21 protein-coding genes and 1 tRNA gene are annotated in these 26,947 nt (G+C 49.6%); 14 read left to right on the forward strand and 8 right to left on the reverse strand.

The genetic code is table 11. From position 1 onward, the window contains the following. Positions 1-51 precede the first annotated feature (51 nt). The 6 genes from OO017_RS06765 to cysK all read left to right on the forward strand — a co-directional run bounded on the left by OO017_RS06765 (position 52) and on the right by cysK (position 5,811). Positions 52-528, forward strand: a complete 477-nt coding sequence (locus tag OO017_RS06765) for a hypothetical protein (protein WP_266051703.1) — start codon at positions 52-54, stop codon at positions 526-528. A 17-nt stretch (positions 529-545) separates the two neighbouring features. Then, on the forward strand, positions 546-1,046 hold the full coding sequence (locus OO017_RS06770) for a hypothetical protein (protein WP_266051704.1): 501 nt from the start codon (positions 546-548) through the stop codon (positions 1,044-1,046). Positions 1,047-1,270: 224 nt separating this feature from the next. Continuing rightward, positions 1,271-2,443 (forward strand): MFS transporter, encoded by a 1,173-nt coding sequence (locus tag OO017_RS06775; protein WP_266051705.1) that lies wholly within the window; start codon positions 1,271-1,273, stop codon positions 2,441-2,443. Positions 2,444-2,731: 288 nt separating this feature from the next. Then, the gene (locus OO017_RS06780; RefSeq protein WP_266051706.1) at positions 2,732-3,898 is read left to right on the forward strand and encodes a hypothetical protein; all 1,167 of its coding nucleotides are present in this window, start codon (positions 2,732-2,734) and stop codon (positions 3,896-3,898) included. Positions 3,899-4,044: 146 nt separating this feature from the next. After that, positions 4,045-4,878 (forward strand): serine O-acetyltransferase EpsC, encoded by an 834-nt coding sequence (gene epsC, locus OO017_RS06785; RefSeq protein ID WP_266051707.1) that lies wholly within the window; start codon positions 4,045-4,047, stop codon positions 4,876-4,878. Positions 4,879-4,893: 15 nt separating this feature from the next. Then, positions 4,894-5,811 (forward strand): cysteine synthase A, encoded by a 918-nt coding sequence (cysK, locus tag OO017_RS06790; RefSeq protein ID WP_266051708.1) that lies wholly within the window; start codon positions 4,894-4,896, stop codon positions 5,809-5,811. Between the two features lie 63 nt (positions 5,812-5,874). Here cysK and OO017_RS06795 read toward each other — a convergent pair whose 3' ends face one another. Together OO017_RS06795 and OO017_RS06800 are read right to left on the reverse strand one after the other, a co-directional pair. Beyond that, positions 5,875-6,660 (reverse strand): hypothetical protein, encoded by a 786-nt coding sequence (locus tag OO017_RS06795; RefSeq protein WP_266051709.1) that lies wholly within the window; start codon positions 6,658-6,660, stop codon positions 5,875-5,877. 77 nt (positions 6,661-6,737) lie between these two features. After that, entirely contained in the window at positions 6,738-7,172 is a 435-nt protein-coding gene (locus OO017_RS06800) for a DUF2267 domain-containing protein (protein ID WP_266051710.1), read from the reverse strand. A gap of 440 nt (positions 7,173-7,612) precedes the next feature. Here OO017_RS06800 and OO017_RS06805 point away from each other — a divergent pair, with 440 nt between their 5' ends. Together OO017_RS06805 and OO017_RS06810 are read left to right on the forward strand one after the other, a co-directional pair. Then, positions 7,613-7,813, forward strand: coding sequence for a hypothetical protein (locus tag OO017_RS06805; RefSeq protein ID WP_266051711.1), 201 nt, complete (start codon positions 7,613-7,615; stop codon positions 7,811-7,813). Between the two features lie 409 nt (positions 7,814-8,222). After that, on the forward strand, positions 8,223-9,683 hold the full coding sequence (locus tag OO017_RS06810; RefSeq protein ID WP_266051712.1) for an Ig-like domain-containing protein: 1,461 nt from the start codon (positions 8,223-8,225) through the stop codon (positions 9,681-9,683). 711 nt (positions 9,684-10,394) lie between these two features. On the opposite strand, the gene OO017_RS06815 is transcribed toward OO017_RS06810, so the two are convergent. Beyond that, positions 10,395-10,468: transfer RNA gene (locus OO017_RS06815), tRNA-Ala, on the reverse strand. Between the two features lie 430 nt (positions 10,469-10,898). On the opposite strand from OO017_RS06815, the gene OO017_RS06820 reads away from it, so the two are divergent. Next, positions 10,899-13,448 carry a TonB-dependent receptor gene (locus OO017_RS06820; RefSeq protein WP_266051713.1) on the forward strand — a complete coding sequence of 850 codons (2,550 nt, stop codon included), beginning with the start codon at positions 10,899-10,901 and terminating at the stop codon, positions 13,446-13,448. A gap of 20 nt (positions 13,449-13,468) precedes the next feature. Further along, positions 13,469-14,596 carry a hypothetical protein gene (locus OO017_RS06825; protein WP_266051714.1) on the forward strand — a complete coding sequence of 376 codons (1,128 nt, stop codon included), beginning with the start codon at positions 13,469-13,471 and terminating at the stop codon, positions 14,594-14,596. Positions 14,597-14,665: 69 nt separating this feature from the next. On the opposite strand, the gene OO017_RS06830 is transcribed toward OO017_RS06825, so the two are convergent. Next, positions 14,666-17,794 (reverse strand): TonB-dependent receptor, encoded by a 3,129-nt coding sequence (locus OO017_RS06830; protein WP_266051715.1) that lies wholly within the window; start codon positions 17,792-17,794, stop codon positions 14,666-14,668. Positions 17,795-17,930: 136 nt separating this feature from the next. Then, positions 17,931-18,560 (reverse strand): C40 family peptidase, encoded by a 630-nt coding sequence (locus tag OO017_RS06835; RefSeq protein WP_266051716.1) that lies wholly within the window; start codon positions 18,558-18,560, stop codon positions 17,931-17,933. Between the two features lie 74 nt (positions 18,561-18,634). Between OO017_RS06835 and OO017_RS06840 the strand changes: the two genes are divergently transcribed. Continuing rightward, positions 18,635-20,038: an FAD-binding oxidoreductase gene (locus OO017_RS06840; RefSeq protein WP_266051717.1), complete on the forward strand. Its 1,404-nt coding sequence runs from the start codon at positions 18,635-18,637 to the stop codon at positions 20,036-20,038. Positions 20,039-20,138: 100 nt separating this feature from the next. On the opposite strand, the gene OO017_RS06845 is transcribed toward OO017_RS06840, so the two are convergent. After that, complete coding sequence (locus OO017_RS06845) at positions 20,139-20,318, reverse strand: hypothetical protein (protein WP_266051718.1); 180 nt, start codon at positions 20,316-20,318, stop codon at positions 20,139-20,141. Between the two features lie 117 nt (positions 20,319-20,435). Further along, positions 20,436-21,329, reverse strand: coding sequence for an alpha/beta fold hydrolase (locus tag OO017_RS06850; protein WP_266051719.1), 894 nt, complete (start codon positions 21,327-21,329; stop codon positions 20,436-20,438). Between the two features lie 741 nt (positions 21,330-22,070). On the opposite strand from OO017_RS06850, the gene OO017_RS06855 reads away from it, so the two are divergent. Further along, a complete protein-coding gene (locus OO017_RS06855; protein ID WP_266051720.1) occupies positions 22,071-23,423 on the forward strand; it encodes a UDP-glucose dehydrogenase family protein in 1,353 nt (450 codons plus the stop codon). Positions 23,424-23,430: 7 nt separating this feature from the next. Next, positions 23,431-24,393: a UDP-glucuronic acid decarboxylase family protein gene (locus OO017_RS06860; RefSeq protein WP_266051721.1), complete on the forward strand. Its 963-nt coding sequence runs from the start codon at positions 23,431-23,433 to the stop codon at positions 24,391-24,393. A 92-nt stretch (positions 24,394-24,485) separates the two neighbouring features. Here the strand turns inward: OO017_RS06860 and OO017_RS06865 are convergent, their stop codons facing one another. Next, a complete protein-coding gene (locus tag OO017_RS06865; RefSeq protein WP_266051722.1) occupies positions 24,486-25,733 on the reverse strand; it encodes a tetratricopeptide repeat protein in 1,248 nt (415 codons plus the stop codon). A 109-nt stretch (positions 25,734-25,842) separates the two neighbouring features. Here OO017_RS06865 and OO017_RS06870 point away from each other — a divergent pair, with 109 nt between their 5' ends. Beyond that, positions 25,843-26,757: a M20/M25/M40 family metallo-hydrolase gene (locus OO017_RS06870; protein ID WP_266051723.1), complete on the forward strand. Its 915-nt coding sequence runs from the start codon at positions 25,843-25,845 to the stop codon at positions 26,755-26,757. Positions 26,758-26,947 lie beyond the last annotated feature (190 nt).

The following is a 26,947-nucleotide window of genomic DNA, read 5'->3' on the forward strand; positions in this document are numbered from 1 at the left end:
ATATATAAGCTAAGTTTTCTATTTTTAGACTGGAAATATGTTTAAGCGCTCATGCAGGACATCAGCTTCAGACTTTTTGAAGGAGCCTATACCATAAAGCCCCGTGCCGAGCAACGGATGCTGCTGCTGGCCGCCGCCGCCATGGCGCTGCAGGTAGGCTTGCTGCTATACCTGCTTGTTTCTAAGGCTTTTGCAACGGAGCTGGTGGTTGTTTTCCTGCTGAACCTGTTCGTGCCCGCTTACTTTATCTTCAGTATCTGGCTGGACCACCGGCCGCAATACCGCCGCCACCTTACTCTGAGTTCTGACGGAGTGCGCTACCGTACCCGCTTTATGCGGCCGGAGCACGAGTTTGAGTGGAATGAAATTGATTTGGTTAGATTGAAACTTTTTAAAGTTATATTCATATTAAAGAATGAGGAGGTGCATGAGGTGAGCCTGGAGCGTATACAGCACGACGGGGTACTGCAACAGGTAAAGGAGCAGTTACTGCAAATGGCTCGGCTCAAAGGGTTGGAAATCCACTAATCTCTGGGGGTAACACTATGTATGTAAATCTATATCCGGGCAAGCAATTGCAGGCCACAAAAAGATCAATGCTTTTGATTGGCCTGTTTTTGTTCCTCGGAGGAGGATACGCACTGCTGCGTGAATTTCTGTGGTTGGATACCTTCCGGGAAGGCTGGGCAGTGGCAAGCGGGGCTTTAATGGTGCTGGGTCTAATTCCGTTGGCCTATGGCACGGACATTTTCCGTTTTAAGGATGCCTTCTTCTCCATGACCCCTGACCGGATTGTGTACCGCCTGACGTTGCTGGGCACCGAAACGAGGGTGGAGTGGCAGCAGATACAGGAACTCCGCATTACAGAGCACATCATCACTTTTATTCTGAAAGAAGGCGCAGCCATAAAAATGCGTCTGGGTGCCATTCAAAGGCCGGATATTGCCCGCCATGTGTCCCGAAGCATTCACCTCGCGGCCCTGGAGCAGGGAGTTATGATTAACGGGAGAAAACCCTCCCCACCCGAACCCGCTCTGCAAATATAAATCCCTGAATAGTCAAGCGATGCCCTGCTTTGCCCAGGCGGGGTTTGTTTTCTGTACTTTCCTGTCATGACCCTGCCAAAGGTTTAACTGCCTCCCCAACGCAAAATCTAGGCTGGAAAATGCCTGCCAAAGTAGGCGGCTATACTTGCAAATTAGGCTCTACCCCCGCTGCGCATTAGCACAAAACCCAAACCTTTGCCAAATTGCGTGCTGAAGTATACACTATGGCAGAACAGAAAAAGCGGGTTTACGGGGTGCAGTTTGGGTTGCTTTGCCTGAGTTCCTTCCTCTTCTTCTCCAGCTTTAACATGATAATTCCGGAGCTGCCGGACTACCTGTCCAGCCTGGGCGGCGAAGAGTACAAGGGCCTTATCATAGCGCTTTTTGCGCTTACCGCTGGCCTCTCCAGGCCGTTTAGCGGCAAACTTGCCGACAGCATTGGGCGCGTGCCGGTGATGGTTGTGGGTAGCCTGGTGTGCGTAGTGGCGGGCTTTCTGTACCCGCTGGTGGGCACGGTGGCCGCTTTCCTGCTGCTGCGGTTCGCGCATGGGTTTTCCACCGGCTTTACGCCCACCGGCAAGTCGGCTTACGTGGCAGATGTGGTGCCGGTAGATAGGCGTGGGGAGGCCATGGGCCTGCTGGGGCTCTCAGGTAGCCTGGGTATGGCGGCAGGACCGGCATTGGGCGGTTTGATTGCGAGCGAGTACACGGCCGACACCATGTTTTATACTTCGTCGGCGGCTGCTTTTCTGTCGGTGGCCGTAATCTGGCACATGCAGGAAACGGTGCAGAGGCCGCAGAAATTTAACCTGGGGCTGCTGCGCATCTCCCGCAGCGAGGTGCTGGAACCGCGGGTGCTGGCCCCCTCGCTGGTTATGCTGCTCACGTCTTTTGGCTTCGGCACCGTCCTCACCATCATCCCAGATTTCAGTGCGCACCTGGGTATCCAGAACAAAGGACTCTTCTTTACCTCGTTTACCCTTTCCTCGCTGGCCATACGTTTTCTGGCCGGCCGTGCCTCCGATAAGTATGGCCGTGTGGCTGTGTTGCGTGTTAGCTCCGGACTTTTAACGCTGGCTATGCTGGTGATCGGGTCGGTGTCTTCAGATACAGGCTTGCTGCTGTCGGGTGTGCTGTTTGGTGTGGCTACTGGCATGAACTCGCCCACCATTTACGCCTGGACGATAGATCTGAGCCACCTGGAGCACAGGGGCCGCGCCATGGCCACCATGTATATTGCGCTGGAGGCGGGTATTGGTCTCGGTTCACTCGGCTCGGGGTGGCTTTACGGCAACCAAAGCAGCAACTTTACGATGGTATTCTGGTCGACAGGCGTGTTCACATTCCTGGCTTTTTTGTACCTGGTACTGGTAGTGCGTTCAAGCGAAAATACTTAAGTTGGAGTTTTGGGGAATTGGTACTTTAGAGGTGCGGTTCTATACTTTGGTTTTTGCTTTCTATCCCTTCTGTTAGAATAAAATACAATTATAAAAAGATCATTTAAAAGTGTTTTGGTGCATTTATTTGTACTGAATTAGCTATGGTTATACTTTAATATTTGATTTTTATTGATTTTGGGTATCTTTTTTTGAACGAATCAAGTATGAATTTCTATTGCTGCTTGTGCTGCTAAACCCGGTGCTTGGAAGCAAGTTGTGAAATTTATTATATACCTAAAATTAACTATGAAAAAGAACTTTTATTGGAATGTGCTAGGATGTAGCTTGGCTGCCCTGACTATGGTGGGCTGCGAAAAAGCCGAAGAAGTAAACCCGGATTTTACGACCGGAGTTAACCAAAACCTGATGGATGACAACTGCTATGCCATCAACTTTGAAGAGTACACCGCCGAAGACCCCGAAAACCTCCCCTTTATTGACCATGTAACTACCCCATTCGGTAAAGTAGCAGTAAAGAATACACACAGAAGCGAAGCCGGCGTTTATGCAGACGTGAACGTTGCTCGGATTTATGATACCATGAAGCCAACCGGCGACGATGCCCACGACCTGGGCAAGGCCACCGCGCTTGGGAAGATACTGGTGGCAAACCAGTTTACGCAGCAGGAAATAGCTGAGAACCCAGACGGAACGTATGCACCATCTGGACACGCCATCAGGATAGCAGGCCCTAACGACAATGCCTGGGGGGCTACCATGGAGCTGGACTTTACTGGTATAGAAGGAAATGTAACGATGCAATCTATTGATGTGGTGGACATTGATGCTACGCCGCTGGAGAATAAATCAATAGTGCGTTTAGTGGTAGCCGGCGGCAGCCATGTTGACTTTCCGCTCGCAACGTATGAAGAGGAGGGAAGTATACAAACCGTTGACCTAAAAGGCACAAAGAACGTTGAAAAGCTGATCGTAATGCTGGATGGGGAAGGAAACGTAGGCTCCGGAGGCATAGACAACATCATGTTCTGTACAGAAACGGCCATTGTTACGCCACCGGCCACCGGCGGCTGTACCCGCACCCAGGGCTATTGGAAAACCCACGCCGACAGCAACAACGAGAAGAAGTATGACGACACCTGGGACGATTACCACAGCGATACCTTCTTTAAATCCGGGTTTACCTACTACACCATCCTGCTGGAGCAGCCTAAGGGCAACGCCTATTACATCCTGGCGCATCAGTATGTGGCCGCCACGCTTAACATGGCAGCAGGCGCAGGTATGAGCGGTGAGGCGCTGGAGGCTTATAACAAGGCAACGGACCTGTTTAAAGCGTACGCCCCAAGCCAGATTACGAAGAAAGACAAAAAGCTGCACGAGAAATTCACATCCCTTGCCTCCACATTGGATAAGTATAACAACGGAATCATTGGCCCCGGCCACTGCGATTAAAAATACTAAGCTAAAAACATAAAAGGGAGCCTGAAGAGGCTCCCTTTTATGTTTAGGCTGCGTAAAACCAGCGCATCCTCAACAAAAGCCTTCTTTTTTTGTTGAGGCTAAAACACGAACCAACGGCATACGTTTCTAGAAACATCATGAACAGCCAGTTTTTAAACACTTTATTCGAGAGCCACCACAGGGCCAAGCACCAGGTACCGGCTTCCGCTATGTGCAAGTTAGTAGAAGGGGTGCTGCAGTTGCTTTTCCCGCCGCTGGCCGATGTGCGCTTTGAAACGGTGCAGGAGCTGGAGGAATTTAGCAATGGACTTAAGGTGAACATGATGCGCATTTTGACAAGTATGGAGCGGGAGCTGCCGATGTCGCCCGAGGTTATTTCGGAGCGGATGATGCAGGAACTGCCACATATTTACGAGCTGCTGCTGATGGATGCCGAGGCCATTGCCGCCGGCGACCCCGCCGCCCAGAGCATAGAGGAGGTGGTGCGCACCTACCCGGGCTTTAAGGCAGTGGCCATGTACCGGATGGCGCATGCCCTCTACCAGTTGGAAGTGCCGCTGCTGCCGCGCGTGCTCACCGAGTATGCCCACGCCCGCACCGGCATCGACATCCATCCCGGCGCCCGGATCGGTACCCATTTCTGCATAGACCACGGTACCGGCATCGTGATAGGAGAGACCTGCGTGATCGGCAATTACGTGAAAGTATACCAGGGCGTAACCCTCGGGGCTCTCAGCGTAGATAAGGCCATGGCCAACATCAAGCGCCACCCTACCATAGAGAACAACGTGGTCATCTATGCCGGCGCGACCATACTTGGGGGCAATACCGTGGTGGGTGCAAACAGTTTAGTGGGTGGTAACGTGTGGCTTACGGAGAGTGTGCCGCCTTACTCGCGGGTGTACCACCGTCCGCAGATAGACGTGCGGCGCTCCGCAGAATCGGCCAATGTAATCAATTTCTCCATCTGATAAAGTACACATAGCATGAAAATAAATACAATACTCGAGTCCATCGGCCGCACTCCGCACCTGCGCCTTAACAAGCTGTATAAAAAAGATGTGGAGGTATGGGTGAAGCTGGAGCGCAGCAACCCCGGCGGAAGTATAAAAGACCGTATCGCGCTGGCTATGGTGGAAGATGCCGAACGCAAAGGTATACTTACCAAAGACAGCGTGATCGTGGAGCCGACTTCTGGCAACACAGGTGTAGGGTTGGCCATGGTGGCTGCCGTTAAGGGGTATCAGTTGATTCTGGTGATGCCGGAGTCTATGTCGATAGAGCGCCGCCGCCTGATGACAGCCTATGGCGCCCGGCTGGAACTGACGCCGCGTGAGATGGGAATGAAAGGGGCCATAGCGCGGGCACAGGAAATTCTGGAGGAGAACGATAAAGCCTGGATGCCGATGCAGTTCGATAATGAAGCAAATACCCAGATCCATATCGACACAACGGCCCAGGAAATTTTGGAGGACTTTCCGGATGGTGTTGATTACATGATTACCGGGGTAGGAACGGGTGGCCACATTACGGGCGTGGCCAAGGTGCTTAAAGGTAGGTTTCCGAACCTGAAAGTATACGCCGTGGAGCCTGCCGCATCGCCGGTGCTAAGTGGCGGGGAGCCGGGACCGCACCCGTTGCAAGGCATAGGAGCTGGGTTTATACCTAAGATACTGGATACCGAGCTACTGGATGGCGTGGTGCAGGTGCAGCAGGACGAAGCCTACGACTATGCCCGCCGTGCCGCCCGGGAAGAGGGTTTGTTTATCGGAGTTTCGTCCGGGGCATCGTTGGCGGCTGTTGGTAGAAAGCTGGAGGAAGAGATTCCTGAAGGAGCCAAAGTGCTAACCTTCTGCTACGACACCGGCGAACGCTACCTCTCCGTAGAAGGGCTGTTTGTGTAGCAACAGACCCAAAGCAAGTATAAAACGATCCTGCCGCTAAAGTATAGTGGCAGGATCGTTTGTTTAATCGCCGGCTACCAGGGCGGTCATTTGCCACTTGCCCCGCTTGTTTTTGTTGAAGATGGCGCGGTAGCCAACCGGGCTGTGCACATCGGGGTGGTGCAGGTAACCCTGCAACTCGCCGTCTGCTGACTCTACATGCCACCATTCCTTCTGGGGAGCATCCTCAGGGTATGATTTGCCATAATCCACTTTAAGTATAACCTGGTTCAGCGAGCAGACAGCCGAGGCGTTGGCCGCAGGTTCCTCCCTAAGTATGGCACCTGTTTTCACCACGGCCACATGCATAAAAGCGTCTATTGAGTCGGGCCAGTTGCTGTAGACATAAGGCAGGGCGAAGATGTCCTTTCTGCCTTCTACGGGATAGCCGCCGCCTAAACGCAGCAGGTGCTCCAGCAGCAACCATACTTCTGCGCCTTCGTTTTCGGGGTGCCACTGCCGTGCAAAATCGCTCCAGCCGCCGCTTCCGTCAAAGCCGGTGCTTATGTCAGGTGACACTAACTTTCGTAGCCCCTCTGGGTTCTGCGCCTGCACGACCTGCTCCATTTCCTGCAGATAAGCTACCAGGCTGGTGTCCGATGGCGGGTTATCAGGGGGTAAAAGCGTTTCGGCCTGCACCTGGCAATTTGCTATGCCAGCAGCGGCAGCAGCGGCAGTGATATCCGGCAGAGTGTCTTGTGTAGCAGTTTCCTGGTTAGCTGTAGCAGATGACGCCAGCTCGGACTCCTGCTGTTTGCAGGCGCTAAGTATAAGTATGGGAAGGAGAAGGGTAAAGGTTATTTTTTTCATAGGGTTGATTTAAACAAAAGGCGCAATTCCGCTTATACTACGGAAGTTGCGCCTTTTATACTTTAATTTGCTGAAATTTATACTTCCAGCAACTCCTGAATATCCTGGTGCATAGCGTCTTTCACTTTCTGTAGTTCCTCCGCCGACACACAATGGTGCAGTGCTTTAAACACCGCCTGAAAAGCCCCGATAATATCGCTGTCCTGAAGAAAGTCGTTATTGGCCGCGAAAGCATTCTTGCTCCGGATAAAGTTTACCCATTCCTGCCGGTCCCGGATCTTAACAGGTACTATGGCCGGGTCATACTGGTCGTAGTAAATGCCTTTCCATATAGTGGGCAGCTGTGCGGCAAAGTGTACGGCATCGTTTACAGGCAGCCTGTCACGAATGGCCTGCAACACCGCCCGGAATACGCGTCCCGCCTGGTTCAAGTCCTCTGTGCCCATTTCCTCCGCCACTTTCTTGAGCAGGTTGATCGCATCTTTCTGCTTATCCTCAAAATTAAAAGCCATAGCTACCTCCTTTTTTAGTGAAACTAGTTCTAAAGAGGTACGGCCTGCCCACAGGGTGGTTCCGCAAAAGAAAGTATAAGCCGTGAAGGGGCGGGGATATTGAGGAAGTAGGGATTTGTCTTATGACTCTCACTAAATCTGGAAGGTACAATCATGCCCTCAATAAAAGGCACGGCCGCTCTTGTGATATCCTTGTTTTAGTAACCGGCTAGCCTACTCACAATGTGATAATATTAACGTGTGTTTAACTGTCTGTCACACAATTCACTGTTTTTATTTGCTCATAAGTCATAAATTTCGTTATAATATAATATTAATAAAAATTATAACTATTTATATAGGATTAATGTTGCTATAATCTTCAATCCAATGCTTCAGCCACAGTTAATTTAAAGTAACTCTGATTATATGAATCATTTATACACCATACTCAATTGGCTATGAAAACAACACTTAATACGTGCCTTATTGCGGTGCTAATTCTTTTTAGCGTACATCAATCGCATGCACAAAAATCATCTAAGTTAAAATTAGGTAGAGTCTCTGATGTGGAGGCTATCTTTAAGGCTAAGGCTAAAGATGTGTATAGCGAGAAAACTAAGCGGCAATTACTCATTCATTTACTAGTGGCCCTGCCATAACCCTTCAACTAAAGTCGAGCAGAAAAGAAGGGGCTGCAGCTGTATATTATGGTGAAGTCAAGAATGTTGAGAACAGCAAGTTCTATCTGAAGGTAGTTGGCAGCAAAGTTACCGGTTCAATTATACTACAGGATCAGAAAAAATATTACGAGTACTCATCCTCTTCAGATGGGCAGGTATATTTAACAGAGAAGGACATTGATAAAATGCTATGCGTAGATTATCCCCATAGGGAATTTGAAGCGTCTTATAGCCAGGCTGGCACTATTTAGGCAGCAGTACCAGTCCTGGAAAGCCTTCCGGGGCAGAAGCTGTAGTGCTACTGGATTTCGATGGACAGACTGTAAGCGGTACTCTGTGGAATGAGCAGTTTACTAACGGTGAACCCATTGTCGCGGCACCTGCTAACATGACTGAAGCAGAAATGGAAGAGGTATGGAAACTGATGAGTGAAGACTTTCGTCCTTTCGATCTTAATGTGACAACCAGTGAAGCTGTATTCAACAATGCCCCAGCTGACCGTAGAATGAGGGTAATTTTTACACCTACAAACTACTTTGCTCCTGGCTACGGAGGCTATGCCTACATAGGGTCTTTTACCTTTGGAAGTACTAGCTATGGTGAAACCCCTTGCTGGGTATGGAACGCAGGTGTTATTGGGGCTGGTGAGGCTGGCTCGCATGAGGTTGGCCATACATTAGGCTTGGTTCATGATGGCAGGGGAGCACCCTACAGTGAAGAGTATTATTCAGGTCATGATTCTTGGGCACCTATCATGGGAACTGGTTACTACAGATCAGTGGTGCAATGGAGTAAAGGAGAGTATGCTTACGCTAATAACACGGAAGATGATCTTCAGACCATCACAACGAGGAATGGGTTTGGCTACAGAGCTGATGATCATGGTAACACCGCAGCGTCGGCTACCTCCATGGTAATAGAGGATGGAGGGGAAGTGTTGGCCTCAGTAAATAAAGGAGTCATTTCTTCAAGAACAGATGTGGACATGTTTTCTTTCACCACAAGTGGAGGCGAAATTGCCTTCGACGTAAATCCGGACCCATCTTACCCGAACCTGGATCTAATGTTAACTGTCCGCGATATATTTGGTGAGTTAGTTGCAACGGCTGACCCTTCAACCCTAGCCGCATCCCTTCACGTAGTGTTGGAGGCCGGAACATACTATTTGGAAATAGATGGTGTAGCTGGAAGTATGGGTGCTAATTCAGATTTCGCGTCGCTCGGTGAATACTTTATAGCAGGTAACATTCCTGTTAATTTCAATCAGTCACCATTGGTGTCTCTGGTTACCCCTGTGGAAGGACAAGAGTTTACTGCCAATCAAAAACCGATCAGAATTACTGCTACTGCTTTTGATTCCGATGGTACGGTGTCAAAAGTCGAGTTCTATAGTGGTGATGTCAAGCTTGGTGAAGACCTGAAAGCTCCTTACAGCTATCACTGGAAACGGGCAGCCGTAGGCAATTATGTTATTACGGCGCATGCTACCGATAATATGGGGGCAGTTACAGTCTCTGAGCCTGTATCTATAAAAGTTGTTGCACCTGGAATAAAGAAAAACCAAATAGCCTCATCAAAGATACTCGCTACCGAGATGCCAGCCGGGGTTGAAGTGTACCCTAACCCGATCACAACCGATAATTACGTGAAAATTGCTTTGCCTGCACACTTCCGCGTGGTAAGCTTGATAATTTATGAATTGGGTACTGGTAAGCGCTTATCAGAACGTAACTATAAAGATGCTAGCTCGCTGCAAGTAGAAGTGTCAGCGCTGCCTCGCGGACTGTACGGGCTTACTATAAAAGCTGAGGGGCAAGTATGGACTAAAAAGCTTGCTGTTATAAAATGATAAATATATGTAAAGATATTACTTACCAGCCTTACCACAGCAGCCTTTCTAGCTTGCGGTGGCAAGGCTCTGTCAAGATATTCTACAGGGAGTTAGATGCTGTATGGTTTCAAGCGAATTTAGTTTTGTTGTGCCTGTTTAGCTACATCTTTCTTTGTACTGGTTGTCAAGAAACGGAAGGAGGGGCATCTGGCGGACAGCACAACTCTATGGTAACAACCTCAGGAGATACCGCATTAGTTGGAAAATGGGTGGTAGATAGCTTAACAGTGAGTCCTGTAGCTATACCCTCACTCAGTAAAGACCTAGACGAAGGTGCAATTTTTGAATTTGCAGAAAACAATAACTTAGGATATACCCTAAAGGTGCTTTAGAAGCCTGTGATAGCTATCAATACCAAGTAAATGAAGGTGTGATCCACGTGATGAAGGCAAACATGATTATGCTAACGGATTATGATCTGGTAGAAGAGACACTGATACTAAATTCCAAAAGCTTTTTTAGGTGGAGCGATGCAGAGGTGAAAGATAGTTTAGCTTACCAATCATTACTGAAGAATGGAGTAACTGCTTACCTGAGCAAAAAGTAGTAACCAGTACTTGCTACATGTCCCGTTTATAACCCGTCCCTGTATCACAAAGATATCCTTGCATCAAGAGGTGAGAAGGGCGGTTAAACAAAAAAGGCAACCGCTTTCGCAGTTGCCTTTCGTGGAGAATATCGGAGTCGAACCGATGACCTCTTGCATGCCATGCAAGCGCTCTAGCCAGCTGAGCTAATCCCCCGAATTGTGTGCACAAAAATAGCACAAATATTTTAGATGCAAAACATCCCATTAAAAAAATGTGCAAAAGAAAATGTGGTCAATTTTCAGCGAGGGTAAAATTAAACTTAATATGAGATGTTGGGAGGAGTATTTGTAAAAAGGAACGCACATTAAACCCCTTCAGGGTCCGTTATAACATATTACCATAGTATTTTATACTTTAATTAATAGGAGAGGGAGTTGCAGAATTCTTTTGCATGAAAGTGGGGCTTGCAAATAATTAGAAATCTTTTAAGTACAAAGTTGTTCCTGAATTTCAATGTTATACTTTGGTTAAATTATTAATCTAGCTTTTACATTTTTTTAATCTTTTTAGTTGAAAGTTACCGAATTACGGTTGTAATTTCGCCCCCAAATTAATCAACCAACCAATTCTTAACAGCTAAAAGATGAAGTACAATTTACTAAGTCTTGTTTTACTGGTCTTACTGACCGGTTTGACGTCTACAGACTTGTTTGCTCAAGGTACCGTTACAGGTAAGGTTGTGGATGGCGCAACCAAAGAGCCACTACCAGGAGCAACTGTCATTTTAAAAGGATCGGAGAAAGCAGCCCCAACTGCTTTAGACGGTACTTTCACATTGCAAGTTGATGACCCTAATGCTTCTGCTATCTTGGTTAACTACGTTGGCTACATGCAGAAAGAAGTATCCATCGCTGGACTGAGCGGTACTAAAAAACTGGGCACTATCCTGATGGAGTCTAACGTGACTTCAATCAATGAAGTTCTAATTACTACAAACAGCTATGCGATTGACAGAGAGACTCCGGTTGCGATGTCTACTATCACGAGCGAAATCATCACAGAGAAAGCTTCTAACCAGGAATTCCCGGAACTGCTGAAGTCTACACCGGGTGTGTACGCTACGAAGCAGGGCGGTGGCTTTGGTGACTCCCGTATCAACCTACGTGGTTTCAACTCAGTAAACGTTGCTGTAATGATCAACGGTGTGCCAGTAAATGATATGGAAAACGGTAACGTGTATTGGTCTAACTGGGCTGGTCTTTCAGATGTTACCAAGTCTATGCAGGTGCAAAGAGGTCTTGGTGCTTCAAAAGTAGCTGTGCCTTCGATAGGTGGTACTATCAACATCATTACAAAAACTACAGATGCTATAAAAGGTGGGAGCATTTTCCAGGGCTTTGGTAACAACGGTTACTTGAAAACAGGTATCTCTTACTCTACTGGCTTAGATGAGAATGGCTGGGCCTTCTCAGTAGCAGCTTCTAAAACAGAAGGTAACGGCTGGGCTGAAGGTCTTGAGTTCGAAGCTTACAACTACTTCTTCAACGCTTCGAAACTGATTAATGAGAAACACACTATTTCTTTAACAGGTTTCGGTGCTCCACAGTGGCACGGCCAGCGCCAGAACCGCGCTTCTATCGAAGACTACAGAAATGCTCCGCAAGGCAGAAGATGGAACTCTGACTGGGGTGTAAAAGATGGTAAAGTAGTTAACGTAGAAGATAACTTCTATCACAAGCCACAGTTCTCTCTGAATCACTACTGGACAATCGATGAGACTTCGTTCTTGTCAACTGCAGTATATGCCTCTATCGGTACAGGTGGAGGTGGTGCTTATACAGGCACATTCACCAGAACTGGCGACAAATACTCTCCTTACGACCTTGACGCAGCAGTTGACGCAAACGTAAACTCTACTGATGGCCGTGCGCTTTCTTTCCTGAGAGCTTCAAGAAACGACCATACTTGGGTAGGTATGCTTTCTACTTACCAGAAGAGCCTGAACGATAAGATTAACCTGTTGGGTGGTATTGACCTGCGTCATTACGAAGGTAGACACTTTACAGAAGTAACTGATCTGCTTGGTGCCCAGTACGTGCTGGATAACTCAGACGTTAACAATCCAAATAACAAAGCGCGTGTAGGTGATAAGATCAGCTATAACAACGATGGTATCGTACTTTGGGAGGGGGGCTTCCTTCAGGGTGAGTACACAGATGGCCCGCTGTCTGCTTTCGTTTCCCTGGCAGCTTCTAACACTTCTTACAAGCGCATTGATTATTTCCAATATGAAGAAGGAAACCAGGAGACGGACTTCCAGAACTTCTTCGGTTACCAGGCCAAGGGTGGTGCCAACTATAACCTGACTGAAAACCACAACTTGTTCGCAAACATCGGTTATTTCGAGAAAGCTCCTTTCTTCAATGCAGTATTCCTGAACAACCAAAACATTGTGAACGCAGATGCTGAGAACGAAAAGATCCTGAGTTACGAGCTAGGGTATGGTTACAGAAGCTCATTGTTTTCTGCAAACATTAACCTGTACAGAACATCCTGGAAAGACAGATCTTTCACAAGAGGTTACAGTGTACCTGCAACTGGCGAAGTTTACTTTGCTAACCTGCTTGGTGTAGATGCCCTTCACCAAGGTGTTGAAGTTGACTTTACTTACCGCCCAACCAACAAGCTGAACCTGACTGGTATGCTGTCTGTAGGTGACTGGACATGGCAGAGCGACCTGGATGCTATCACTGTATTCAGCGAAGACCGAACTGCTTCCCGTACTATCGGACCTATCTACATGAAAGATGTAAAAGTTGGTGATGCCGCGCAGACAACAGCTGCTCTTGGCCTAAGCTATAACCTAACGGAAGAACTGAAGATCGGTGCTGACTACAATTACTACACTGACTTGTATGCTTACTTCGATCCGACTACGCTGACTGCACCAGACAGAAAAGTATGGGAAGTACCTAGCTACTCACTGCTTGACCTGAATGCGTCGTTTAAATTTAAGATTGCTGGTATCAATACCTCGCTGTTTGCTAACGTTAACAACTTGTTCGATACAGAGTATGTGTCTGATGCCTCTGCTACATTTGACCGCGAAACAGGTTTGAGCACTGCCGCTAATTCATATGTATTCTATGGTGTTGGCAGAACTTGGACAACAGGTTTAAAAATTAACTTCTAAGAATTAACTTATCTAGATAGATGAAAAAGTTTTTATATCTAATCTGCTCGTTGGCGCTCACTGTTACTGCCTGTGATCCAATGGAGGATGTTTACGATGAACTGGACGCGGTGAACACAGAGTCTGATCTGAAGATGGCTCTTACGTTAACACCAGCTCACTATAAAGTAGTTACTAACAAGACCTACTTTCTGTCTGAGGAGGATGCGGCTGCTAAGATTCCTGCAATCTTAGATAACAAGTTCCCTCACCTGGATAACGGTACTTTGGCTACTATTACCTACAATTCTGCGACTACAGTGTTTACTAACACGTACGTTTCAACTGAGGAGGAGTACACAGTAACTGACGAAGACTATGCAGCGCTGAATTTTAAGTATGGAAACTTTGATAGTGCAGATGACATGGTAACATTCCTGAACTACAAGTATCCGAATGCTGAAGATAAGCAATTAGTTAAGCTTACTTTCGACTGGTACAGCGGTGCTGCTAGCCCATCTACACAGGAGAAAATAGATCACTTTTTCTTTGTGAATGGAGAGTGGGTTGATACCTATGTGGTAACAGAGGAAAACTATGAATCAGTAGAGCATACAAAATATTCTTTCTCGTCTTCTGACGGTGCTAACCTGGACCTGTATTTGGACAAATTCCTGCGCGAAAGCGTACTTGGTGCTAAGCCTGGTGATGTGCAGTATGTGAGCTATGCCTACTACAGCAGCTCAAGCAGAACAACTTCTCAGCGCGTTACTGCAATGGCTTTTGATGGCACCAGCTGGAAATCGTTGAAAGATAGCGTTACTGAGGAAGCCACCCTGAACCTGTCTAAGCAAAAGGGTATCTGGGTTCCGGACCTTTCTATCAGATACACCCTGGTTGCTGATGATTACGGCTGGATTGCTCAGCAGGAAGGCATTGCTGATGCAACCGCTATCGCTAGCTTGTCCCGCTACCGTAACTTCGATGTTTCCATGTGGAGCACCGATAATATTGTGAAAGCACTGGGTACGTTGATGAAGAAATACTACCCTAATGCTAAAGCAGGACAGAAGTTCAGCATTACGTATGTAATCTATGCTGGAGGAACTAGCTCTACAAGCATTAAAATTATGCTGAACGAGTCTGGTAACTACCAGCTTGCTGAATAAGTTATAAGAATACCGTATTAGAAGGTCTCCCGGTTTCGCCGGGAGGCCTTTTTGTTTTTAGGAAGTTTACTACCTGTCATTGAACAGGTAACGAAGCCCCAGTTGCCCTTGCCACCTGGAGTCGAAAGGAGCAATGTTATACCGTATGTTTCTTGGGTTGAAAGTAAAGGTAGGGTTGCCTGTTTCGTCAAGGCCGGCGTAGCGGATAACTTCGTTCGCATTATTGTTCACAAAGTATTGACGACCCCAATCGCGGTTTAAAAGGTTACCTACATTAAAGATATCAAACGTTACCTGGAATTTGTGGCTGTTGTTTCCGGCTTCCAGCACAAAGTCCTGGAAAATGCGGAGATCGAACTGGTGCGTCCAGGGCATACGCGCTCCGTTCCGCTCGGCATACTGGCCGCGTCTGTCACTCAGGTAATCATCATTCTCAATAAAATTATCTAAAGCCTCCCACTGCTCATCTGCCGTATAGGTCACCCCTCCGGACGTGAAGGATATCAGGTTAATGTCGCTTTGCTGGCGAGGCACGTAGATAAGGTCGTTTGCAAAGTTCCCCTCTCTGTTAAGGTCGCCGTTGTAGAGATAGGTAAACGGCTCCCCGGACTGTCCCTCATAAAACAGGGAGATGCCTGTGGCAAACCGATCATCGGTGCCGTAACGGAAAGTATAGCCGGCACTGCCAACTATGCGATGCCGTATATCGAACCTGGAGTAGGATAGCTGAGGGTCATTAGGGTTATTGACGATCTGGTTAAACTCGTAGTTTGAAAGAGCCGTGGAACTGGTGCCGCTGTTTACATCCTTGGACTTGCCATAAGTATAGGCCAGTGTGGTCTGAAGGCCGTTTGTAAAGTCTTTGCGCAGTTGGCCGGTAATGCTGTAACGGTAGCCTTCATCTGTGTTATCCAGCAGGATCACGTTTGTGTAGCTCTCGTTTATACGGCGGTCAGACGGGTATACTTCACGGTTATCCGGTCCTCCTGGTAAGGTGCCTTCTGGGTCAACCAAGTTGAGATCTTTGTACACTACATCGTTCAAAGTCTTGGAGTATATACCTTCTACAGTCAGGAAAACCTCATAAGGCAAAGTATAATCTACTGCCAGGTTGCTGCGCCATACTTGCGGCAGGTTGAAGTCATCCTCAATTACGTTGATCTCAAAAGTCTGCGGCAGGGTAGGGTCCACCAGTTGGTTAACATCTACAACAAAGCCACCAGGATTACGGCGGTCGATGGTGCCAAGTAAAGTGCCTGAGTTTACGAACTGGTTGGAAAGCCAGACAAAAGGCACACGGCCTGTAAATATGCCGCTACCGCCCCGTATCTGCAGCGAACGATCTTCGGTAGGTGTAAAGTTGAAGCCAAAGCGGGGTGCCCAGAGTAACTGGCCGCTCGGAGCACGGTCTGTTTCCAGTCCTGGGTAAACGTCACGGAAGTCGCTTTCGAACGTGGTGTTCTCCTGAGGTTTGTCCGGGAATACAGGTATATCCAGGCGGAGACCCAAGGTGAACTTCAACTGCTCCGATGGGGTAAATTCATCCTGCACATAAAAGCCCAACTGAAGCGCGTTAAACTCAGCTGCCGGTGTGGGATTGTTATCCAGCAGAGAGTATGTTGCCCGCACGCGTCTGGGGCTGTCGTTATAAAAGTCCTCCAGGCTATTGAACTCCCACCGCCCGTTAAAGTTATTGATAAACAGGTTTCGGAACTTGAAGAACTCGTTATGGGTGCCGAAAGTGAAATTGTGGCGGCCCATCAGGTACGTAAAGTTGTCGGTGAACTCAAAAATGTCCTGGTCCAGTTCATTGGCGGTTGAAGAACGCTGCGATCCAAATTCAAAATCGGCGATAGGGTCGAAGATGGTGATCTGTGGGAAGAACTCGCCCTGCGTTTCGCGATGCTCCCGGATGCGGGTGTACCCGACAATCAGGTTGTTGGAGAAGTCATTAGAAAAGCGGCTGTTTACCTCTAACACCGAGCTGTGGGTGGTGCTGTTGAAGCGGTAGGCGTTGTTACCGAACCGGATAAAGTCGCTGCTGCGCGAGATGTTGTCATCATAGGCATCCACAATGTTGTGGCGCAGTGTTAGTTGGTGCATGTCATTGATGTTCCAGTCTATGCGGCCAAAGAACTTGTCGCTTTGTGTTTCCCGGTCAATACTGCCGAAGGACCCGACATCATACCCATACGTGTTCTGCACAAAATCAGAGAGTTCCTGTGCTACGTCCAGCGGAATCTGCGACTCGGCAGAGCCCGGTGCAAAACGTACAGGCTCCGTGAAACGGGTAGCATCGTAGTTGAAGAAGAAAAAAAGCTTATCCTCTATAATAGGCCCGCCCACGCGTACCCCATATTGGTAATTTTTAAACTGATCTGCCTTCTCTCTGGGGCCAACTACAGACTTGCCTATAATATCCTCATTGCGCCCGTAGCCATACACTGAGCCAGTGAAGGTGTTGGTGCCCGAGCGCGTAACAGCGTTTACGCCGCCACCAGTAAAGTTGCCGAGCTTAACATCGTAGGGTGCTACTACCACTTGTATCTCTTGTATGGCATCCAGCGAAATGGGTTGGGTGCCCGCCTGCCCTCCTGGGGTGCCGCTACCAGACAGGCCGAAAACGTCATTGTTCACTGCACCATCTATCGTGATGTTGTTGTAGCGGTTATTGGAGCCTGCAATAGAGTTGCCCGAAGCCTGTGGGGTGAGCCTGGTAAAATCCTGTAGGCTGCGGCTAAGTGTGGGCAGGTTCTCGATTTGCTCTCTTGATACGTTGGTGGCCGCGCCGGTGCGGTCCTGGTTGAAGATGTCGTTCTGCTCGCCTACAATCTCTACCTCGCCTAACTGCCTGGTGCTTTCAGCCAACTCAAAATCTACCCTTGCTGTCTGGCCTAACGCCAGGTTTACATTGATAATGCGCTGCTCCTGGTAGCCTATGTAGGAGGTTGTGATGGTATAAGGACCACCCACACGCATGTTCTGTATATTGTAGTACCCGTCTGTGTTAGTGCTGGCCACATACTGAGCGCTGGTAGGGGTATGTATGGCTATAACAGTAGCACCAGGCAATGCCATACCGGCCTGGTCCTTTACTGTGCCACTGAGTGCTGCTGTTGTTGTGCCCTGTGCCCGTGCTAGTTGTGCAGGAGAAATACAGAAGCTACAAAAGAGTAATAAACTGTAGAAAATTTTCATGATACGTACTAACTAATTGAACAACAATTGTTTACTTTAGTTAGTACGTACGGGGATTATGAAAAAACTAATGTTATTTTAATGTATAAAATATAAATAGTTATATATTTATGGAGTTGTATAACACAGGATAGGCTTAAAAAACAGGTGGGCGTACGGCTTTGATAAAGATTTTCTTGTAGTAGTCTGAATAAAGGTTGTTTTCTATAACGCCTAAAGAGGTAGAGGCATGTATAAACCGCACATCATCCTGGCTGATAACTTCGGTTACCATGCCCACATGGGTAATGTTGCGTTTACTGGATCCGAAAAAGACGAGGTCGCCCTCACGCAGGTCTTTTGTTTTTACATCGGTACCATAGCGGCTTTGCTCCTCGGAGGTGCGCGGCAGAGCCACATTTATACTTTGGAAAGAAGTGCAGAGCAGGCCAGAGCAATCCATACCCACGCGGGTAGTGCCGCCCCAACGGTAAGGAACACCAGTGTAAGAGCGCGCGGCCTCAATTACAGTGGCGACGTCTGCATCCAGGTTGCGTTTGGGGATGCGGGTGCGGCTGGTGCGGTCCTTTGAGGTGCCTGTAACACCGCCTGCATACTTCCCGCCACCACGGTTATTCTTTTTAGCGGCACGTTTCGCAGCGGCAATTTCACGCGCAGACTTGTATTCTTCCCCACGCTTGCTAAAGGTTGGCTGCGACGTTTGGCAGGAAGCCATCAGCAACAGGAAAAAGATAAAAAGGGCAGAAGTAGTAAAAAGTGTTTTCAAAGCGTATTTTAGCAACCAGGTACAACAACACAAATTCCACTGGCTAAAGTAAGCATTAGTCCAGCTTTTTTAAAATGAAATTTAACCCAATCACACCTGAAGCTGTAGCGGCCTTCACCAATATAGTCGGCCAGGAGCACGTGCTGCTGCCTGCCGCTGCCGAAGACATGCTGCGCTACACCCACGACGAGACAGAAGACCTGCGCTACGAGCCGGAAGTGGTGCTTAAACCTGCTAACGCTGCCGAAATAAGCCGTATTATGCAGTACTGCCACGAAAATTACATACCGGTTACGCCACGCGGTGCTGGCACGGGCCTGAGCGGCGGAGCGCTGGCCATCCACAAAGGGGTTATACTCTCAACTGAGCGCCTGAATAAGATCGTGGCTATTGATGAGCGTAACCTGCAGGCTACCGTAGAGCCGGGCGTTATTACGCAGGTGTTTCAGGAGGCGGTGATAGAGCGCGGCTTGTTTTACCCGCCAGACCCATCGAGCCGCGGCAGCTGCTTTCTGGGCGGCAACCTGAGCGAGAGCAGCGGTGGCCCGAGAGCCGTTAAGTATGGTGTAACCAAAGACTACGTGCTGAACATGGAGGTGGTGCTGCCAACCGGCGAGATCACCTGGACCGGAGCCAACGTGCTGAAGAACGCCACGGGTTATAACCTGACGCAGCTGATGGTGGGCAGCGAGGGCACACTGGGCATCATTACCAAAATTGTTTTCAAACTAATTCCTTACCCAACGCAGAACCTGGTCATGCTGGTGCCTTTCCGAAAGGAGGAGGAGGCCTGCGCCGCCGTGTCCCAAATCTTTATAGCGGGCATTGTGCCTTCGGCTATGGAGTTTATGGAGCGTGATGCCATTGAGTGGACCTGCCGTTACCTGAGCATGGAAGTGCCCATGGCAGCGGATGAGGAGGCGCACCTGCTGATTGAGTTAGACGGCAACGACTTGGACCTGCTGTTTAAGGATGCGGAGCGCGTATACGAGGTGCTGGAGCAGTTTAATGTAGGCGAAATCTTAGTGGCTGATTCCGAGAAACAGAAGGAGGACCTGTGGCGACTGCGTCGTAATGTGGGCCATGCCGTGAAAAGCAACTCTATTTATAAGGAGGAGGACACTGTGGTGCCACGCGCCGAGCTGCCCGTGCTGCTACGCGGCGTGAAGGAGATTGGGGCCAGGTATAACTTTAAATCAGTTTGCTACGGCCACGCCGGCGACGGAAACCTGCACATCAACATCGTGAAAGGCGATATGAGCGATGAGGACTGGAACAACAAGCTGCCTGAAGGTATAAAGGAGATCTTCAGGCTGTGCGTGGAGCTGGGAGGCACGATTTCCGGTGAGCACGGCATCGGGCTGGTGCAGCGGCAGTACATCAACATCGCCCTGAACGAGGTGCAGTTGCGGCTGATGCGCGGCATCAAGGAGCTTTTCGACCCGAAAGGTATACTGAATCCGGGGAAGATTTTCTAGTCAGAAGTATAAAGTATAAAAAGGAACAGGCGCAGTTTATAAAAGCTGCGCCTGTTTTATATAGTAAGTATAGTAGTGCTTCGGAGTCGGGAGGCGTCTATCATGCTCTGCGTCGCTCTTTTGACGTTTTAGGGCTGTCTGCAAGGTCCGAGAACTTGGTTTGCGCCAGTTTGTTATCCAGGCCGCGCAGGTTCTGCCACGACTGCATCAGGTTAATGTGTGACTCATTTAATGGGGCCTCTCCATGGGGGTGCTGGGGTTGGTTTTGTGGTACTCTCATAGCGTATAATTTGTCTTGTGATTGGTGTTCCTGTTCTGATGCGCTGTGCGCTCTGAAAATTGCTTCATCTATGGGTTTATCGGTCTTCATCTTCTGTTAAGTATAAAATAAATTAGGTTACTGGTTTACCAACTCGCGCTTCTTCTGCTCTTCTTTTATGAAGTTGCTCACGTAGCTGGCTATTTCCTCTGCATTCTCTTCCTGTAAAAAATGGCCACCATCCTCAAAGGGAATCACGTAGCACTCATGGAAAAACTTCTTCCAGCGTTGCAGCGCTTCGATTTTGATCAGCTTATCACGCTCTCCCCAAAGTATAAGCGTAGGGATGTCCTGTATTTTTCTGCGTTCTTTCCAAAGTTCATCATACCATTTGCTGGCACCAACCAACTCGCGGGCACAGGCGAGGTTGCGTACCCGTTCCTCGGGGCCGCCGAGGCCGTTTATATAGTGTTTTTTTATCGGCTCTGGCAAGTCATCCTCATCCTTAAACAGCTCATGTATAAGCACGTTATTCGAAACGTTCAGCTTGGAGTGCAGGAATTTGCCTAAAGGCCCTACCAGGTACTTGCTGGCCTTGGTAAACGTCTGGTGCTTGGAAAGAGACCAGGTCCAGGAGTTAAGCATGACCACACTCTTCACATTCTCGGGGTATTTGATGGCGTAGGCCAGCCCTATAGGCGCCCCAAAATCATGCACAAGTAGCGTAATGTCCCGGAGCTGCAGGTGCTCCATCAGTTTCTCAAAATTGGCAGCATGTGCCCGCGGTTTATAACTCCAGTCCTTTGGTTTGTCCGAAAGGCCAAAGCCGATCATGTCCAGGGCAATGCAGCGGTGATGCTTTCGCAAAATCTTAATCAGGTTGCGGTACATGAATGACCAGGATGGGGTGCCGTGTATCATCACGATCGGAGGCCCCTCGCCTTCATCAATGTAATGCATCCTGCCTGCTTCAAGGTCTATATATTTAGATTTGAAGGGATATTCTTTCTTATCCAGCCAATCCGGTTTCATAGCTTTAGGGTGATAGTTACTTAACTATACTTCTAAACCGGGGGCAGGTTGTTTCTTAACTCAAAAAAGAGGCACGTTTAGATGAAATACAGGTTGGCAAAGTATAAAAGCGCTTTAGGGTAAAAAGTATAAAGGCGACAGTTAAACACAAGCTGAATGACCCTTGCAGGATTATAAACGGGCAAGGAAGGAACTTAAGCCGGTAAAAACTTTTTAAAGGCCTTATGTGCTGATAATTATATAGTTATAGTGTGATGATGGGCGGCCTCTTGGTTAAATACTATAATTACCTGTGTAACAGAGAACAATTATACTTTGTACCACGTAATTTGTGCGTGCTGATGTTACTGCTGAACGTAGAGTTACTTATTGCGTTTGGCTTAAAGCACACATGTAGAAGAACCTGACAATAGCGCAAGGCAGCGGCAGAAAGATTTGCAGAGCAAGAATACCGTATTATCCCACTCTCCATTTATGCCTTTGCTCCATGCCTCCTTACCCTCAGCCGGAGTGGAATGAGCGTTATCGAAGTATAAATTTGTGCTGTACGGGGATATTTCTGAACTTGCATAGTTTTCTGAAACTGTCGCAGTTGTTAGGTAGCAGAAGTATAACTTTATACTTTTCTGCGCTGTTTCAGAAGAAGTTTGATTTTATACTATACTATATAGTGTTGCGCAACGGTTCATAAGGAGGCGTTGCCGCTTTTATTTAATTTTTAGCCTTTAGAAGAAGATACCTATGAGAATAGCTGTAGTTGGCACAGGGTACGTTGGCCTTGTTACGGGCACGTGCTTTGCCGAGGTGGGCATCGACGTGACCTGCATCGACATCGACTCCAAGAAGATAGACAACCTCAAGAAGGGCATCCTGCCGATCTACGAGCCGGGGCTGGAGGAGATGGTCGTGCGCAACGCGCAGAAGGAGCGCCTTAGCTTCTCCACCGACCTTGCCGGCTCGATCCAGGGCTGCGGCTGCGAGGCGGCCTTCATCGCCGTGGGCACGCCCCCGGGCGAGGACGGCTCGGCCGACCTGAAGTACGTGCTCTCGGTGGCCCGCGAGATAGGCCGCAACATGACCGACTACCTGGTGGTGGTGACCAAGAGCACCGTGCCGGTGGGCACGGCCCGCAAGGTAAGGCAGGCGATAGAGGAGGAGCTCGAGGCGCGCGGCGAGCAGATCCCCTTCGACGTGGCCTCCAACCCGGAGTTTTTGAAGGAGGGCGCCGCCATCGAGGACTTCCTCAAGCCCGACCGCATCGTGGTGGGCGTGGCCAGTGAGCGGGCCGAGAAGGTGATGAAGAAGCTCTATAAGCCCTTCCTGATGAACGGCCACCCGCTCATCTTCATGGACATCCCCTCTGCCGAGATGACCAAGTACGCGGCCAACGCCATGCTGGCCACCAAGATCAGTTTCATGAACGACATCGCCAACCTCTGCGAGATCATGGGCGCCGACGTGAACATGGTCAGGAAGGGCATCGGCTCGGACGCCCGCATCGGCAACAAGTTCATCTACCCGGGCATCGGCTACGGCGGCTCCTGCTTCCCCAAGGACGTGAAGGCGCTGATCAGGACCGCGAGCGAGAACGGCTACCAGATGCGCGTGCTCAAGAGCGTGGAGGAGGTGAACGAGAACCAGAAATCGGTGCTCTACAACAAGATCCACAGCCACTTCAACGGTGACCTGTCGGGCAAGACCTTCGCCGTGTGGGGCCTCTCCTTCAAGCCCAAGACCGACGACATGCGCGAGGCGCCCTCGCTGGTGATTATCCAGAAGCTGCTGGAGCAGGGGGCCAAGGTGCGCGCCTACGACCCGGTGGCCATGGCCGAGGCCAGGCACACGCTGGGCGACACCATCGAGTACGGCAAGGACGAGTACGAGGCGCTCATCGACGCCGACGCGCTGCTGCTGGTGACCGAGTGGCCCGAGTTCCGCTCCCCGAACTTCGCGGTGGTGAGCAAGCTGATGAAGGACAAGGTGGTCTTCGACGGCCGCAACATCTACGACGGAGCCGACCTGCGCGAGAAGGGCTTCGCTTACTACGGCATCGGCGTCAGGCAGCAGGTGGCCCAACTAGACCCAACCCTATAACCAAGACATGACCAAGAAAAGAGTACTTATAACCGGTGGGGCCGGGTTCCTGGGTTCCCACCTCTGCGATAGATTCATCAAGGAGGGCTACCACGTGATCGCCATGGACAACCTGATCACGGGCAGCCTGGAGAACATCGAGCACCTGTTCAAGCTGGAGCACTTCGAGTTCTACCACCACGACGTGAGCAAGTTCGTGCACGTGCCGGGGCACCTGGACTACATCCTGCACTTCGCCTCGCCTGCCAGCCCAATCGACTACCTCAAGATACCGATCCAGACGCTGAAGGTGGGCTCGCTGGGCACGCACAACCTGCTTGGCCTGGCCAAGGCCAAGGGTGCGCGTATGCTCATCGCCTCCACCTCCGAGGTGTACGGCGACCCGCTGGTGCACCCGCAGCAGGAGGATTACTGGGGCAACGTGAACCCGGTGGGGCCCAGGGGCTGCTACGACGAGGCAAAGCGCTTCCAGGAGGCCATGACCATGGCCTACCATATGCACCACGGGCTGGAGACGCGCATCGTGCGCATCTTCAACACCTATGGGCCGCGCATGCGCCTCAACGACGGACGCGTGCTGCCCGCCTTCCTGAGCCAGGCGCTCCGGGGCGAGCCGCTGAGCATCTTCGGCGACGGCAGCCAGACGCGCTCCTTCTGCTACGTGGACGACCTGGTGGAGGGCATCTATCGCCTGCTGCTGAGCGACTACCACCTGCCGGTGAACGTGGGTAACCCATCCGAGATCACCATCCGGGAGTTTGCTGAGGAGATCTGCCGCCTGACGGGGGCGGAGCTGAAGGTGGACTACCAGCCGCTGCCCAAGGACGACCCGCAGCAGCGCCAGCCGGACATCACCAAGGCCAAAGAGCTGCTTGGCTGGGAGCCTAGAGTGGACAGGGCCGAGGGGCTGAAGCGCACCCTGGAGTACTTCAGGGAGAAGATCCTGACGCCAGCCGAGCAGAACGCTTAACGCTTACTCAAAGTATAAAAAGGGAGGGACTTGCCGATTCAGATCGGCAAGTCCCTCCCTTTTTATACTTACTTATACTTTTTAAGAATGGCTTAACCCTTCCTGTTCTCTTTCAGAAACTTCTTCGCCTCTTTATAGTTTGCAGATTTCTTGTCGCTGGCCTGCATCACAACGGAATAATAGCTTTTTGCTGCGGCCTTGTCTTTCTGTTGTTTGGCTATGCGGGCCAGGTTCAGGTATGAATTCACAAAGTAGCCAGAGTCTCGTTCGTTCGTCATCTCGGCAAACATAATAGCCTCTTTGTAATGACCTTTGGCCTTCTCAAAATCGCGGTACTTGTGCTGGTTTATGTAAGCCAGGATATAGGAGGCATAGCGTCCGCTTACCGGCTCATACCCTGGCATCTGCTGTTCCAGTTTATACAGTATCTCCTCAGAGACACGTTCTGCCTTGGTAAAATGGCCGTTTACAAACAAAAGGCGTGCGTAGAACCGCTGAAAATAAGCATTGTCAGGATACTTAAGGGCAAGGTCTTCTGCGATAACCAAGGCTTCCTGCATCTGCTTCTCTTCATTGGCTAGTATCTTCATCAGGAAGAGTTTGGACTCTGTGCCCGTGTAAAAGCCTGTTTTGGAAACGTATGACAGTTGCTTTAACCCAAGCCGTTTATCCCCGTTAGGGAAAAACACGAGCACAGGGCGCAGCATAGGGTAGTTTTCAGGGATCCAGATGGAGTAGTAGTTGAAGAGTGCCTCGCCAAACAGGAACTCGGGGCTCAGGCCGTTGCCGGCTTTCGCTTTTTCAAGAAAATCAAGGGAGCGCTTGCTGGCCACGGTGGCTTTGCGCCAGTTGCTGCGCTCCGAGTGGAGCCGCGCCGTAAAGCCATAGGAGGCCGCCAGAAAGAAGGCCGCCTCTACGTTGTTTTCATCCTTGTCATACATGGCCTCTGCTTTCTGTATGGTGGTATCCATGTAGGCAAAGAAGAGGTCGTCATACTTCAGTGTCTGGATGTTGGTCGGCACAATTTTCCACCACTGGCTCAGGCCCATCAGGAAGTAGGGGAGCGGGTGCTCCGGGTAGCGGCGGCGCAGCGATTTAAACTGTTTCTCAGCCCGTGCATACTTGAAGTTGTACATGTTGTCCACGGCACCCTCCAGCTCATACTGCACATCCTTGTTCAGCAACAGCATACCTTTCACCTTTGCTGCAGCCGGCAAAACCTCTACCTCACTCATGGTTACCTGGCGCATGGCCGTGGAGTCAGTAGGTAGGGCAGGTTGTTGCGCTACAGCTAAAAGCGGTAAAAAGAGTGTGAAGATGGCGGAGATTAAGTTCTTCATGTAAGGCCAAAAATTGTAAGTTTGTTTGTGCCGGTTATACTGTTGGCGTTGTTAGTTATAAAAGTACAACAAATCTGATTATTATGAATTCCATAAAGATAAAATAATTATGAAACTTCTGGAAACCCTCTGCCGCATACATGCCCCATCGGGCAACGAACAGAAACTTACAAATTTTCTGTTAAACTACATTGCCGAACACAAAGTTAATTGGAAACAGCAACCCGTTGTGCTACATGGAGAAGGCTTTCAGGACTGTATCCTGCTGGTGTTCGGCAAGCCGAGGAGTGCAATTTTTGCCCACATAGACTCCATCGGTTTTACGGTGCGCTACGGCAAGCAGCTGGTGCGAATAGGTGGCCCTGACCTGGAGACTGGTTATACGTTAGTAGGCGAGGATGCACAGGGCGAGATAGAATGCACCCTGAAGTATGAGGAGGAGGAGCACGAACTGAGCTACGAGTATGAGCGGGAGATAGAGCGGGGCACAGAACTGGTGTTCAAATGTGATTTCCGGGAGACGGAGGACACGGTGCAAAGCTGTTACATGGACAACCGCCTGGGGGTTTGGTCGGCCCTGCAGGTAGCTGAAACAATGGAAAACGGCATTATTGCCTTCTGCTGCTGGGAGGAGCATGGTGGTGGCTCTGTGGCTTATTTAGCGCGCTACATTCATGAGCAGTACGGCGTAACACAGGGGCTGATCTCTGATATTACCTGGGTGACTGAAGGGGTGCACCCCGGCAAAGGTGTTGTGATCTCGATGCGGGATAGCCTGATTCCGCGTCGGTCTTACGTGCAGCGCATTATAGATATTGCCAAAGAGGCAGGTGTGCCTTACCAACTGGAGGTAGAGGGCGCCGGGGGCAGCGATGCCAAGGAACTGCAGCGCAGCGCCTATCCCTGGGACTGGTGCTTTGTAGGTGCCCCCGAAGATAATGTGCATACGCCGAATGAGATTGTGCATAAGAAGGATATCGAAAGTATGGTGGCTTTGTATAAGGTGCTGATGGAGAAGTTGTAGGTTGAGGCACAAGCTGTTTTTGCTGCCTAGAGGCTGTGAATAACAGCTTGTGCTTTTCGCGGGTATACTTGCTCACGGCTTTGCGTTTTTTGATCGCGGTGTAACCTGAGTTTATACTTTGGCTATACTTTTTAGCTGTTGGTCTACTTATACTTGACACAAGGATACACTTTCTAGCTGCTGCTCATTC

It is taken from the genome of Pontibacter anaerobius (assembly GCF_026241195.1).
GTDB classification, from domain to species: domain Bacteria; phylum Bacteroidota; class Bacteroidia; order Cytophagales; family Hymenobacteraceae; genus Pontibacter; species Pontibacter anaerobius.

What these genes read in the sequence shown, in the direction of transcription:
- cysK (WP_266051708.1), top strand. Translation starts at nt 4,894, where the DNA reads ATGAAAATAAATACAATACTCGAGTCCATCGGCCGCACTCCGCACCTG.
- OO017_RS06830 (WP_266051715.1), bottom strand. Translation starts at nt 17,794, where the DNA reads ATGAAAATTTTCTACAGTTTATTACTCTTTTGTAGCTTCTGTATTTCT.
- OO017_RS06820 (WP_266051713.1), top strand. Translation starts at nt 10,899, where the DNA reads ATGAAGTACAATTTACTAAGTCTTGTTTTACTGGTCTTACTGACCGGT.
- epsC (WP_266051707.1), top strand. Translation starts at nt 4,045, where the DNA reads ATGAACAGCCAGTTTTTAAACACTTTATTCGAGAGCCACCACAGGGCC.
- OO017_RS06800 (WP_266051710.1), bottom strand. Translation starts at nt 7,172, where the DNA reads ATGGCTTTTAATTTTGAGGATAAGCAGAAAGATGCGATCAACCTGCTC.
- OO017_RS06805 (WP_266051711.1), top strand. Translation starts at nt 7,613, where the DNA reads ATGAAAACAACACTTAATACGTGCCTTATTGCGGTGCTAATTCTTTTT.
- OO017_RS06840 (WP_266051717.1), top strand. Translation starts at nt 18,635, where the DNA reads ATGAAATTTAACCCAATCACACCTGAAGCTGTAGCGGCCTTCACCAAT.
- OO017_RS06870 (WP_266051723.1), top strand. Translation starts at nt 25,843, where the DNA reads ATGAAACTTCTGGAAACCCTCTGCCGCATACATGCCCCATCGGGCAAC.
- OO017_RS06780 (WP_266051706.1), top strand. Translation starts at nt 2,732, where the DNA reads ATGAAAAAGAACTTTTATTGGAATGTGCTAGGATGTAGCTTGGCTGCC.
- OO017_RS06795 (WP_266051709.1), bottom strand. Translation starts at nt 6,660, where the DNA reads ATGAAAAAAATAACCTTTACCCTTCTCCTTCCCATACTTATACTTAGC.
- OO017_RS06860 (WP_266051721.1), top strand. Translation starts at nt 23,431, where the DNA reads ATGACCAAGAAAAGAGTACTTATAACCGGTGGGGCCGGGTTCCTGGGT.
- OO017_RS06845 (WP_266051718.1), bottom strand. Translation starts at nt 20,318, where the DNA reads ATGAGAGTACCACAAAACCAACCCCAGCACCCCCATGGAGAGGCCCCA.
- OO017_RS06850 (WP_266051719.1), bottom strand. Translation starts at nt 21,329, where the DNA reads ATGAAACCGGATTGGCTGGATAAGAAAGAATATCCCTTCAAATCTAAA.
- OO017_RS06810 (WP_266051712.1), top strand. Translation starts at nt 8,223, where the DNA reads ATGACTGAAGCAGAAATGGAAGAGGTATGGAAACTGATGAGTGAAGAC.
- OO017_RS06775 (WP_266051705.1), top strand. Translation starts at nt 1,271, where the DNA reads ATGGCAGAACAGAAAAAGCGGGTTTACGGGGTGCAGTTTGGGTTGCTT.
- OO017_RS06855 (WP_266051720.1), top strand. Translation starts at nt 22,071, where the DNA reads ATGAGAATAGCTGTAGTTGGCACAGGGTACGTTGGCCTTGTTACGGGC.
- OO017_RS06865 (WP_266051722.1), bottom strand. Translation starts at nt 25,733, where the DNA reads ATGAAGAACTTAATCTCCGCCATCTTCACACTCTTTTTACCGCTTTTA.
- OO017_RS06770 (WP_266051704.1), top strand. Translation starts at nt 546, where the DNA reads ATGTATGTAAATCTATATCCGGGCAAGCAATTGCAGGCCACAAAAAGA.
- OO017_RS06825 (WP_266051714.1), top strand. Translation starts at nt 13,469, where the DNA reads ATGAAAAAGTTTTTATATCTAATCTGCTCGTTGGCGCTCACTGTTACT.
- OO017_RS06765 (WP_266051703.1), top strand. Translation starts at nt 52, where the DNA reads ATGCAGGACATCAGCTTCAGACTTTTTGAAGGAGCCTATACCATAAAG.